This window comes from Streptomyces sp. NPDC051452, assembly GCF_044454765.1.
In the GTDB taxonomy this organism is placed as follows: domain Bacteria; phylum Actinomycetota; class Actinomycetes; order Streptomycetales; family Streptomycetaceae; genus Streptomyces.
Window position 1 is genome coordinate 1 of sequence record NZ_JBITEB010000012.1, and the last position, 11932, is coordinate 11932.

An 11932-nucleotide genomic window follows, 5' to 3' on the forward strand; every position below is an offset into this window, starting at 1 on the left:
CGAACGCCCGACCCCACCGCCCGCACGCCCGACCCGACCGCCGAACGCCCGACCCCACCGCCCGCACGCCCGACCCGACCGCCGAACGCCCGACCCCACCGCCCGCACGCCCGACCCGACCGCCGAACGCCCGACCTCACCGCCGCACGCCCGACCCGACCGCCGAACGCCCGACCTCACCGCCGAACGCCCGACCTCACCGCCCCGGCGTCCGCAGCACCGTCACCACGGCCGCGCCGCCCAGCCCGATGTTGTGCGCGAGGGCGACCCGCGCTCCCGGTACCTGCCGTTCGCCCGCCTCGCCGCGCAGCTGCCACACCAGCTCGGCGGTCTGGGCGAGACCGGTCGCCCCCAGCGGATGCCCCTTGGAGATGAGCCCGCCGGAGGGGTTCACCACCCACCGGCCGCCGTACGTCGTCGCCCCCGACTCCACGAGTTCGCCGGACGCGCCGGCCGCGCACATCCCGAGCGCCTCGTACGTCAGCAGTTCGTTGACGGAGAAGCAGTCGTGCAGTTCGATCACGTCCACGTCCTCGATGCCGAGCCCCGCGCGTTCGTAGGCCTGCCGGGCCGCGGCGCGGGACATGGGCTGCCCGACGACGTCGATGCAGGAGCCCGAGGCGAAGGACTCCCCGGTGTCCGTGGTCATGGCCTGTCCGGCGATCTCCACCAGGGCGGTCAGGGACCGCTCCCGCGCGAACCGCTGCGAGACCACCACGGCCGCCGCCGCGCCGTCCGAGGTCGGCGAGCACTGGAGCCTGGTGAGCGGCCGGTGCACCGGGCGGGCGGCGAGGACGTCGGCGACGTCGTAGACCTCGCGGAACTGGGCGTGGGGATTGTGCGCGGAGTGCCGGTGGTTCTTGGCGGCGACCGCGGCGAGCTGCGCTTCGGTCGTGCCGTGCCGCTCCATGTGCTCGCGGGCGGCGTCACCGAAGATCTGCGCGGTCGGCGGGGTCGCCTCGAAGCCGTGCCGGGCAGCCATGATCGAGTAGTGGCGGGCCACCGGTGACACCGAGAAGTCCGCTCCGTCGGCTCCCCCGCCCAGCGCCCCCTTGCGCATCTTCTCGAAGCCCAGCGCCAGCACGCAGTCGCAGACCCCGCCCTCGACGAGCTGGCGGGCGAGCATGAGCGCGGTGGCACCGGTCGCGCAGTTGTTGTTGACGTTGTAGACCGGGACGCCGGTGAGGCCGAGTTCGTAGACGGCGCGCTGTCCGGCGGTCGAGGGCTGGAAGCAGTAGCCGACAGGAACCTGTTCCACATCGGCGTAAGGGATCCCGGCGTCGGCGAGGGCCGCGCCGCCCGCCTCCCGCACCATGTCCCAGTACTGCCAGTCACGGGTCTCGGGCTTCTCGAACCGGGTCATCCCGACCCCGGCGACATAGGCCTTCATGGCGGGTCAGAGTAGAACGTGTTCCACAAGGAGGCCAGCTCCTGACGGCGATTCAGAATCCCATCAGATGGTCAAGGATTCATTAGGGGCCCGAAGCAACGGAATAGTTGCCTGTGCATACGAGGTTTACCCGGCACTTATGACCGAGCGAATCCGGCCCGGAGGCCTCACGCGATGACCCACACGACGACCGATCAACCCACCCGGAGGACCGGCGGGGCCGTGGTCCCGGTGCTCGCCTTCGCGGGCATCGTGGTCGCGGTGATGCAGACGCTGCTCGTGCCGGTCATCAAGGACCTGCCGCAGCTGCTGGAGACCACCCCCAGCAACGCGACCTGGGTGCTGACCTCGACCCTGCTGTCGGGAGCCGTCGCCACTCCGATCATGGGCCGGCTCGGTGACCTGTACGGCAAGCGGCGCATGCTGATCCTCAGCCTCGCCGTGATGGTGGCCGGCGCGCTGATCAGCGCCCTCACCAGCCAGCTGCTCACCATGATCGCGGGCCGTACCCTCCAGGGCTTCGCCATGGGCGCGATACCCCTCGGCATCGGGCTGATGCGGGACATGCTGCCGCGCGAGAAGCTCGGCTCGGCCATGGCCCTGATGAGCTCCTCGATCGGAGTCGGCGGCGGTCTGGCGCTGCCCGCCGCGGCCCTCGTGGCGCAGCACACCGACTGGCACGCCCTGTTCTACGGCGCGGCCGGTCTCGGTGTGCTCGCGATCGTCCTCACCCTGCTCGTCGTGCCGGAGTCCCCGACGCGGGCCGAAGGCTCCTTCGACCTGCTCGGCGCGCTGGGCCTGTCGACGGGACTGGTGCTGCTCCTGCTGCCGATCACCAAGGGCAGCGACTGGGGCTGGTCCTCCGGCACGACGCTCGGCCTGTTCGCCGCGTCCGTCGCCGTGCTGCTGCTGTGGGGCCTGTTCGAGCTGCGCACACCGGCGCCGCTGGTCGACCTGCGCACCACCGCCCGCCGTGAGGTGCTGCTGACCAACCTCGCCTCGATCATGGTCGGCGTCAGCTTCTACGTCGTCTCGCTGGTCCTGCCCCAGCTGCTCCAGCTGCCCTCGGCGACCGGCTACGGCCTGGGCCGGTCCATGGTCGTCGCGGGTCTGTGCGTGGCCCCGCTCGGTCTGACCATGATGTTCACGGCGCCGGTCTACGCCCGTCTCTCCGCCCGTTACGGCCCCAAGGTCACCCTGGTGATCGGCCTGCTGATCATCGCCCTCGGCTACGGCGGCGGGCTCGGGCTGATGGACGCGGCCTGGCAGACGGTGATCACCTCCGTGATCCTCGGCGCGGGCATCGGCCTCGCCTACTCCTCGCTGCCCGCGCTGATCGTGAGCGCGGTCCCGGCCTCGGAGACCGGCGCGGCCAACGGCCTGAACACGCTGATGCGGTCCATCGGCACGTCCGTGTCCAGTGCCGTCATCGGCATGGTGCTGGCCAACACGGCCAACCATGTGGGCGGGGTCGCGATCCCGACCATGCACGGCTTCCGCGTCTCCTTCCTGATCGCCACGGCCGCCGTCGCGGTCGGGCTCCTGCTGGCCTTCTTCCTGCCGAACGCGCCCCGTCCGGCGCGGCACACGCAGCTGCGCGCGAGCAGCGAGGAGGACGCCAACCTGGAGCGTGCCGAGGAGGTGCTGCGCGGATTCCGCGGCCGGGTCCTGGACGCGGGCGGCACTCCGGTGGCGCGGGCCAAGGTGACGCTGATCGACCGTCGGGGGCGGCAGGCGGGGGCGACGGTGTCCGCCGAGGACGGCTCCTATGTGCTGGCCGTGCCCGCGCAGGGGGCGTACGTCCTGGCCGCGAGGGCCGTCGGACATGGGCCGCTCGCGTCGTCCGCGACGCACTCCGGGGGGCAGCACGCGATCGACCTGGACCTTTCGCTGCCGGGCGAGGCAGTGCGGGCCTAGGGCCACTTCCCGAGCGGGCCGGCCGGGATCGCGGGGCGCCGCACGGCCGGCCCCGGCAGGATCCGGGAGTGCGGACCGAGTGGTTCGCCGGTACCCCCTGTCGCCGCTGGTGGTGGGGGGTGCGGCAGCATGGGGGGAGTTTTGCTGGTGCGTTGTTGCGTCGTCGAGAGGAACCCCATGGCCGCGGCACCCACGTCCGAGATCCTGGCCGCGTTCGAGGCGGCCAAGGGGTTCATGCCCGTGGACGAGGGGCTGGCGTTGTACGCGGCCGCGGTGGAGGCGGGGCGGCTGGGACTGCCGCTGCTGGAGGTCGGCACGTACTGCGGCCGTTCCACCGTTCTGCTCGCCGACGCGGCCCGCGCGGCCGGGGTCACGGCCCTGACGGTCGATCACCACCGGGGCAGCGAGGAGCAGCAGCCCGGGTGGGACTACCACGACCCGGAGACGGTCGACCCCGAGATCGGCCTGATGGACACGCTGCCGACCTTCCGGCGCACCTTGTTCCGGGCCGGCCTGGAGGACCACGCCATCGCCCTGATCGGCCGGTCCCCGCAGGTCGCGGCCATCTGGAACGCGCCGCTCGGTCTCGTCTTCGTCGACGGCGGCCACACCGACGAGCACGCCACGGCCGACTACGAGGGCTGGGCCCCGCACATCGCCGAGGGCGGGCTGCTGGTCATCCACGACGTCTTCCCGCACCCCGAGGACGAGTTCACCGGCCAGGCGCCGTACCGGATCTGGCTGCGGGCACTGGAATCGGGAGCGTTCACCGAGGTCTCGGCGACGGGCTCCCTGCGGGTGCTGCGGCGCACCGCGCCGACCGGCGTCTGAGCTTCCCCGCCCCGCCGCGCCCAGGGCGGCCGCCACCCGGGTCACCGGCTCGGCCGGCCGGGCAGGCGGCAGGCGCCGCTGTTCCTGGGGCCGCCCCCCGCGGCCGGCGGCGACGAGCAGGAGCATGGCCCCGCGGTCGCGGACGGTGTGCACGATCTCGGGCCGCTCGTACGCTCCCGGCCACACCCCGGTCGGCCGGTCCTCACCGAGGCGCGGCCGACGCCGTGCTCGTCCTGGTCCTCGCCGGGCACGTCGATCCCGCGCGCCACGGCGAACCGGTCCGCTTCGGCCGCCGCACCGCCCCGGGCAGGGCCCAACGCTCGTCCCCTGACCGCCCGGGAGGAGCCGTGCCGGGGCCGGCCGCCATCCACCGGGTGAAGACACGCGGCGCCGCGCGGGGTGCACCCGGCCGGGCTCCGCGTCCGGGCGGACCGGCCGTTAGGGTGGCAGCGTGTCGTACCCAGGCCCGGACCTCGATCCCCCGCTGCCGCGCCGGTTCCGCCGCGGTCCGCTGACCGTGACGCTGGCGGCGCTGGTCCCCGGCGCCCTGCTCGGCTGGCTGGTGTACGAGGCGGTGGGCGGCGGACCGGACGGCTCGGACCGTACGGCGTCGGCGTCCTCCTCCCCGTCCGCCCCGGCCGCCGACGACGGCAAGCGGTCCTCGGCGCCGGACGCCGGCCCGGGCTCGCTCAGGGGCAAGGTCGTCGTCATCGATCCGGGGCACAACCCGGGCAACTTCCGGCACACGGCCGAGATCAACCGCCAGGTCGACATCGGCACGAACCGCAAGGAGTGCGACACCACCGGTACGGCCACCAACGCCGGTTACCCGGAGGCCCGATTCACCCTCGACGTGGCACACCGGCTGCGGGCGCTGCTGGAGGCGCGGGGCGCCACGGTGAAGCTGACGCACGACGGGAACAGCCCGGCCTGGGGGCCGTGTGTGGACGAGCGGGCCCGGATCGGCAACGTGGCGCACGCCGACGCGGCCGTCTCGATCCACGCCGACGGTTCCGCGGCCGGCAACCGCGGCTTCCACGTGATCATGCCGGGGTCCGTGCACTCCGGTGCCGCCGACACCCGGAAGATCGTCGGCCCCTCCCACGACCTCGGGGTGCGCGTCGCGGGCGACTTCGGCCGGGCCACCGGTGAGCCGCCCTCCAACTACCTGGGCGACGGCACCGGGTTCGTCACGCGCACGGACCTGGGTGGTCTCAATCTGTCAACGGTTCCCAAGGTGTTCATCGAGTGCGGCAACATGCGCGATAGCAAGGACGCGGCACTGCTGATCAGCGGCGCCTGGCGGCAGAAGGCGGCGCGGGGGATCTCTGAGGGAATCGTGAGTTTCCTGCGTCGGTCGTGACCGGCGGGCGGAACCGGCCGGACAGCCGGATCTTGCGGACGATAGTGTCTACCGACGACGAGACGACCTACGAAGGACCTGAAGTGAATATCCGCTCCCTCACTAGAGGCGACGGCGTGGTGATCGGAGCAGCGGTGGTGCTGTTCATCGCGTCGTTCCTCGCCCTCTACACTTTCTCCGGCTACGCCTCCACGCTGACCCGGAACGCCTGGGAGGACCTGGGCACGGGCCTGGGCATCTACATGGGCGCGGTGATCGGTGCCGTCCTCATCGTCGTCAACCGCTGCCTGCCGCAGCCGCGCAAGGTGGCCGGGCTCGACCTGGGCGTGATCGGCACCGGGTTCGCGATCCTGTCGGCCTGGACGCTGCTGTGGACGCTGATCGACGTTCCCGACAACGTGGACGCCGGCGCCGGGCTGATCCTCGGCTTCATCGCCGCCGCGGTCCTGGCGGGCGCGGCGATCGCCACTCCGCTCGTCCCGGCGCTCCAGGCCCCCCTCGTCCCGGCCCCCAAGCCGCAGGCCCCGCAGCCCTACGGCGGCCAGCCGCAGGGTGGTTACGGCTACCCGGGCGCGCAGCCGCAGCAGCCGTACGGTGCCCAGCCGCAGCCGGGTCAGCCCTTCGGGCACCAGCCGGGCCCGCAGGGTGCTCCGGCCGGACCGGGCCCGCAGGGTGCCGCGGCGCCGCAGCCGGCCGCCGGGGACTTCTCGCCGTTCTGGTTCGCCGTGCCGGTGCCGCGCCAGCTGTTCGCGGAGGACGGTTCGCCGAGCCCGATCGCCGAACTGGCCCCGGGCACCTGGTACCTGGCCGTCGAGCAGCGCGGTGCCGCGCTGGTCGCCCAGACCCAGGACGGCCGCCGCGGCGTCCTTCAGGACACCTCCGGCATCCAGCGCGGCTGAGCCGACGCCTCGCCGTACGACGGCCCCTCGCCCTTCCGGGCGGGGGGCCGTTGTCGTACAGTCGGCCCCCCGGTCGATGAACTGACGGAGCGTCAGGAGGCGGCGGCATGCGGCTCGGTCTCGCACTCGGCTACTGGGGACGCGGCCCGGACGCCGGGCACATACCCCTCGCCCGGGAGGCGGAACGGCTCGGCTACCACTCGGTGTGGACGGCGGAGTCCTGGGGCTCGGACGCCTTCACCACCCTCACCTGGATCGCCGCGCACACGTCGACGATCAGGCTGGGTACGGCCGTTGCCCAGATGGCGGCCCGCTCGCCGACGGCCACCGCGATGCACGCGCTCACCCTGGACCATCTCTGCGGCGGGCGGATGCTGCTCGGGCTGGGCCTGTCCGGGCCGCAGGTCGTGGAGGGCTGGTACGGCCGCCCGTTCCCGAAGTCGCCGCTGACCGCGACCCGGGAGTACGTGGACGTCGTACGGCAGGTGCTGCGCCGCCGGGCACCGGTCGAGGTGGACGGGCGGTTCCATCCGCTGCCGTACCGGGGGCCGGACGCCACCGGGCTCGGGAAGCCACTGAGGTCGGTCACGCATCCGCTGCGGGCCGGCCTGCCCGTGCTGCTCGGCGCCGAGGGGCCGCGGAACGTGGCCCAGACCCTGCGTATCGCCGACGGCTGGCTCCCGCTGTACTGGGCGCCGAGCCGGCCCGAGGTGTACGGCGACGCCGTACGGGAGGTGCCCCAGGGGTTCCTGGTGGCGCCGATGGCCCGGGTGAAGGTCTGCGACGACGTGGCGGAAGGGCTGCTGCCGGTCAAGGCGATGCTCGGCTTCTACATCGGCGGGATGGGGCACGCGGCCCGCAACTTCCACGCCGACCTGATGGCCCGCATGGGGTACGGGCGGGAGGCGCGGCGGATCCAGGAGCTGTTCCTCGCGGGGCACCGGGAGAAGGCCGTGCTGGCGGTGCCGGACGCCTTCGCCGACGAGATCTCCCTGGTCGGTCCGCGCCAACGCATCGCCAGGCGGCTGGAGTTGTGGCGCGAGGGCCCGGTGACGGACCTGCTGGCCCTGTCACCGGACCCACACACCCTGCGTACTCTGGCCGAGCTGAACTCCTAGGGCCTCTCTTTCGGATCTCGCCGGGTCGCGAAGGGCCCTAGCCGCCCTGGGTGAGCTGGTGGGCCGAGGGCACCTTGTCCTTCACGGGGGCGCCCGCGCTCTTCCCCGCGTCCTTGACCTGGTTGATGACGTCCTCGAAGGAGCCCGCCGCGTTCCCGTCGCCCTTGCGCAGCTTGGCGGGCAGATCCTTCAGGGACGCGATGCCCGCGGTGAGCGGCGCGAGCGCCTTCGACAGCAGCGGATCGCCCTTGGCGTTCCGCTGGGCGGCCTTGAGCCGGTTGTAGGCGAAGGCGCCGGCGAGAGCGGCCTTCACCAAGGCCCGCTTGCGGCCATGGGCGCCCTTCTTGAACTTGCCCGCCTTCCAGGGCTTCACGATCCAGTGGTAGGTGGCTCCGGCGGCCAGGCCGGCGTTCGCCACGAACCGGGTCTTGGCGAACTTCTGGCGTTCGGCCGATGTGCTGGGACTGGGGGTGGCAGCCTCCAGGGCGGCCGCGGCCGCGGTGGTTCCGGTGGTGGTCTTCGTGCTGGTGTGAGCGCTGCTCCCGCACGCTGTGGCACCGGCCACCAGGGCACAGCACAAAGTCAGCGCCACGCAGAGACGCCGTATCGGTACAGGCACGAGTCCTCCCGACGTGCTTTCCGAGTGGGTGCTTCCTACGGCAGCGTCACCCGAACGGCCGAGGCGCGCCACTCGGGGCGCACAGGCACGTGACCCCGCCCGGTTTCACGCCCCCGGTTGCGGCAATCCGGTTTGCATGTCTAGATACCGCTCGGGATCGAACCAGGCCGGTACGGCGATAGCGATCGTCGCCGACATCATGGCCCTCATCCTCGGTCTGTGGATCGTGATGTACCTGTTGGACGCCAACCGGGCCAACAGCCTGGTGCAGTTCGTCCATGACGCGGCCTCCTGGCTGGCAGGCTGGTCGCACGACCTGTTCACCTTCGACGAGGCGTGGGCCCGGGTCGTCGCCGGTTACGGCCTCGCCGCCGTGGTCTACCTCTTCATCGGCCATGCCATCGCGGGCCGCCTGAACCGGCACTGAGTCAGCGGCAGCAGTCCGGATCCAGGCCGCCTGGCAGGCGGTCGCCTCCGAACACCGCGCAGGTGGCCTCGTGGCCGCCGAGCGCGGCCACGGCGAGGAGGAGGGAGCCGGCCGTCCAGGTGGTCAGCTCGCGGGGCCAGATCGCGCCGTCGTCGAAGACGTAGCCCGTCCAGTACAGGCCGGTTTCGGGATCGCGCAGATGCTGGATGGACTGCAGGATCTCCAGCGCCCGGTCGGACTCGCCCACCGCCCACAGGGCCAGGGCGAGTTCGCTGGACTCGCCGCCGGTCACCCAGGGGTTGGGGACCACGCAGCGCACGCCGAGGCCGGGGACGACGAACCGGTCCCAGGACTCCTCGATGCGGGCCTTGGCCTCGGCGCCGGTCAGCGCACCGGCGAGGACCGGGTAGTACCAGTCCATCGAGTAGCGGTCCTTGTCCAGGAAGCGCTCGGGGTGCCTGCGGATCGCGTGTCGCAGCGCCCCGACCGCCAACTCCCAGTCCGGCTGGGGCTCTTCGCGCTGCTCGGCGATGGCCAGGGCACACCGCAGGGCGTGGTGGACGGAGGAGCTGCCGGTCAGCAGCGCGTCCGCCGTCGGCGTGCCGTCGTCCTCGCGGCGCCAGCCGATCTGCCCGCCGGGCTGCTGCAGCCGCAGCACCCACTCCACGGCCGCGTAGACGCACGGCCACATGCGGTCGAGGAACATGTCGTCGCCGGTGGACAGGTAGTGGTGCCAAACCCCTACGGCTATGTAGGCGACGAAGTTGGACTCGCGGGCGCGGTCGGTGACGTCGTCGTGGGCGCCGTCGGCGTAGGCGGCGAACCAGGAGCCGTCCTCGTTCTGGTGGGCGGCGAGCCAGCCGTACGCCCGCTCGGCGGCCTCGTACTCACCGGCCGCGTCCAGGGCCATGGCGGCCTCGGTGTGGTCCCACGGGTCGAGGTGGTGTCCGCGGAACCACGGGATCGCGCCGTCCTCCCGCTGCACGGCGAGGATGCCGCGGACGGTCTCGGCGGCCTGCTCGGCGGTGAGGACCCCGGGCAGCACCAGGTGTTCTGTCCGGGGGGTGGTCACTTGGCCGCCACCTCGGAGGTCTCGGCGGGCCCGTCGACCCGCGGCAGGTGGGGCTTGGTCGCGTAGACCACGAAGCTCTTGCCGATGAGCGGGTTCAGCGCCTGCTCGGCGACCCGGGTGGCGAGCGGCTTCTTCATGATGTCCCAGACCAGCAGCTTGTGGTACGCCCGCACCGGCAGCGCCTTGTCGTTGTCGACGCCGAAGGCGCACTTCAGCCACCAGTACGGCGAGTGCAGGGCGTGCGCGTGATGACTGCCGTAGGGCTTGAGTCCGGCCTCGCGGATCCGGGCGACCAGTTCCTCGGCCTTGTAGATGCGGATGTGTCCGCCCTCGACCTCGTGGTAGGCGTCGGACAGCGCCCAGCAGACCTTCTCGGGGCCGTAACGCGGCACGGTGACGGCGATGCGGCCGCCCGGCCTGAGCACCCGGACCATCTCGGCGAGCACGCCCTTGTCGTCGGGGATGTGCTCCATGACCTCGGAGATGATGACGACGTCGAAGGACTCGTCGGGAAAGGGCAGCGCGAGGGCGTCGCCCTCCATCGCGGTGGCGGTGGCACCCTCGGGAGCCTCGCCGGCCTCCTTCATCGCCGCGAACCACTTGGCGACCTCGCGGATCTCCTCGCCGTTCTGGTCGAGGGCCACGACCTGGGCGCCGCGCCGGTAACACTCGAAGGCGTGCCGGCCGGCCCCGCAGCCGAGGTCCAGGACACGGTCGCCGGGGGCGAGCGGGAACCGGGAGAAGTCGACGGTCAGCACGTGGCCCTGCTTTCGGGATAGACGCCGGTGACACTGGGCGGGTTCGCTGCGGCGCTCTCGGGCGCCGCGCCCGCGGCACCCGGGGCGGCCGCGATCCGGCCGGGCCGCGGGGCCGGGGAGCCTCCGGCACCCGTGGTGGGGCGGTGGCCGGTGCCCCGGTCGGCGGCCTGCGCGATCGCCTCGCGGTAGCGGGCGACGGTGCCTTCGGCGGCGCGCGCCCAGGTGAAGTGCTTCAGCACCCGCTCGCGGCCCGCACGGCCGAGCCGGGTGCGCAGTTCGGGGTCGCCGAGGAGCCGGCCGAGTCCGGCGGCCAGCGCTCCGGGGTCGCCGGGCGGCACCGCGAGGCAGGTCTCGCCGTCGCGGCCGGCCACCTCGGGGATGGCGCCGCCGGTGGTGGCGACCAGCGGGGTGCCGGTGGCCATGGCCTCGGCGGCGGGCAGCGAGAAGCCCTCGTACAGGGAGGGCACACAGGCGACCTCGGCCGAGCGGATCAGGTCGACCAGTTCGGCGTCGGAGATGCCCTTGACGAACTCGACGGCGTGGTCGAGGCCGTACCGCTCGACGGCCTGGGCGACCGGGCCCTCGGTCGGGCGCTTGCCGACGACGACGAGATGGGCGGCCGGATGCTCGGCGCGGACCTTGGCGAGCGCCTCCACCAGGAAGACCAGGCCCTTGAGGGGCACGTCGGCGCTGGAGGTGGTGACGATCCGCCCGGGGACCTCGGGGACGGCCGGATTCGGCGCGAACAGGTCGGTGTCGGCGCCGATGTGCACCACGTGGATCCGGTCGTCGCGTACGCCGAGGTGGTCGACGATCTCCTGCCGGGAGGTGCCGGAGACGGTGAGCACCGAGGGCAGACGGCGGGCGACGCGCTTCTGCATCCGGGTGAAGGCGTACCAGCGGCGCACCGAGTAGCGGCGGCGCCGGCTCTCCGCCGCGTCCAGCTCCAGCTGCCGGTCGACGGTGATCGGGTGGTGGATCGTGGTGACCAGGGGCGCGCCGATGTCGCCCAGCAGGCCGTAGCCGAGGGTCTGGTTGTCGTGGACGATGTCGAACTCGCCGCGGCGGGCGCGCAGATGGCGGCGGGCGCGCAGCGAGAAGGTGAGCGGCTCGGGGAAGCCGCCGGTCCACATCGTCGCGACCTCCAGGGCGTCGACCCAGTCCCGGTACTCGTCGCGTGCCGGGGTGCGGAAGGGGTCGGGCTGGCGGTAGAGGTCGAGGCTGGGCAGCTCGGTCAGGGTGAGACCGGGGTGGCCCTCGTCGAGGACGGGGTAGGGCTGGGAGCCGATGACCTCGACCCGGTGGCCGAGGCGGGCCAGCTCGCGGGAGAGGTGCCGGACGTAGACGCCCTGGCCTCCGCAGAACGGGTTCCCTTTATAGGTGAGGAGCGCGATGTCGAGCGGTCGCTCTCCCGCACCGGACACGGGGTCCTTCTGGGTACCCGCTTCCCGGGCCTCAGCGGTCACTCCGTGCCCCCTTCTGCCTGCACTGTCCCGCGACACTACGACGGGACGCTAATCTAGAACAAGTTTCAGACT

The 11932-nt window shown here is 72.7% G+C and carries 11 protein-coding genes; 6 read left to right on the forward strand and 5 right to left on the reverse strand.

Translation table 11 applies throughout. The features are described 5' to 3' along the window. Window positions 1-196 precede the first annotated feature (196 nt). Window positions 197-1390: a thiolase C-terminal domain-containing protein gene (locus ACIBA9_RS25500; RefSeq protein WP_399366442.1), complete on the reverse strand. Its 1194-nt coding sequence runs from the start codon at window positions 1388-1390 to the stop codon at window positions 197-199. 174 nt (window positions 1391-1564) lie between these two features. Here ACIBA9_RS25500 and ACIBA9_RS25505 point away from each other — a divergent pair, with 174 nt between their 5' ends. The 5 genes from ACIBA9_RS25505 (at window position 1565) to ACIBA9_RS25525 (ending at window position 7518) form a co-directional block, all read left to right on the forward strand. Further along, a complete protein-coding gene (locus ACIBA9_RS25505) occupies window positions 1565-3307 on the forward strand; it encodes an MFS transporter (RefSeq protein WP_399366444.1) in 1743 nt (580 codons plus the stop codon). A 177-nt stretch (window positions 3308-3484) separates the two neighbouring features. Beyond that, entirely contained in the window at window positions 3485-4138 is a 654-nt protein-coding gene (locus ACIBA9_RS25510) for a class I SAM-dependent methyltransferase (protein ID WP_362157195.1), read from the forward strand. Between the two features lie 451 nt (window positions 4139-4589). Continuing rightward, window positions 4590-5501: an N-acetylmuramoyl-L-alanine amidase gene (locus tag ACIBA9_RS25515; RefSeq protein ID WP_399366447.1), complete on the forward strand. Its 912-nt coding sequence runs from the start codon at window positions 4590-4592 to the stop codon at window positions 5499-5501. Window positions 5502-5584: 83 nt separating this feature from the next. Then, window positions 5585-6400, forward strand: coding sequence for a hypothetical protein (locus tag ACIBA9_RS25520; protein ID WP_399366450.1), 816 nt, complete (start codon window positions 5585-5587; stop codon window positions 6398-6400). A 107-nt stretch (window positions 6401-6507) separates the two neighbouring features. Then, window positions 6508-7518 (forward strand): LLM class F420-dependent oxidoreductase, encoded by a 1011-nt coding sequence (locus tag ACIBA9_RS25525; protein ID WP_399366452.1) that lies wholly within the window; start codon window positions 6508-6510, stop codon window positions 7516-7518. A 37-nt stretch (window positions 7519-7555) separates the two neighbouring features. On the opposite strand, the gene ACIBA9_RS25530 is transcribed toward ACIBA9_RS25525, so the two are convergent. Then, window positions 7556-8137, reverse strand: coding sequence for a hypothetical protein (locus tag ACIBA9_RS25530; protein ID WP_399366454.1), 582 nt, complete (start codon window positions 8135-8137; stop codon window positions 7556-7558). A gap of 136 nt (window positions 8138-8273) precedes the next feature. Here ACIBA9_RS25530 and ACIBA9_RS25535 point away from each other — a divergent pair, with 136 nt between their 5' ends. Beyond that, on the forward strand, window positions 8274-8564 hold the full coding sequence (locus ACIBA9_RS25535) for a hypothetical protein (protein ID WP_399366456.1): 291 nt from the start codon (window positions 8274-8276) through the stop codon (window positions 8562-8564). Between the two features lies 1 nt (window position 8565). Here the strand turns inward: ACIBA9_RS25535 and ACIBA9_RS25540 are convergent, their stop codons facing one another. The 3 genes from ACIBA9_RS25540 to ACIBA9_RS25550 are packed head-to-tail and all read right to left on the reverse strand — an operon-like array spanning window position 8566 to window position 11860. Further along, the gene (locus ACIBA9_RS25540) at window positions 8566-9636 is read right to left on the reverse strand and encodes a prenyltransferase/squalene oxidase repeat-containing protein (protein WP_399366458.1); all 1071 of its coding nucleotides are present in this window, start codon (window positions 9634-9636) and stop codon (window positions 8566-8568) included. After that, entirely contained in the window at window positions 9633-10394 is a 762-nt protein-coding gene (locus ACIBA9_RS25545) for a class I SAM-dependent methyltransferase (RefSeq protein WP_362157178.1), read from the reverse strand. The genes ACIBA9_RS25540 and ACIBA9_RS25545 overlap by 4 nt, the downstream gene beginning before the upstream one ends. Next, complete coding sequence (locus ACIBA9_RS25550; RefSeq protein WP_399366460.1) at window positions 10388-11860, reverse strand: glycosyltransferase family 4 protein; 1473 nt, start codon at window positions 11858-11860, stop codon at window positions 10388-10390. The genes ACIBA9_RS25545 and ACIBA9_RS25550 overlap by 7 nt, the downstream gene beginning before the upstream one ends. Between the last annotated feature and the right edge of the window lie 72 nt (window positions 11861-11932).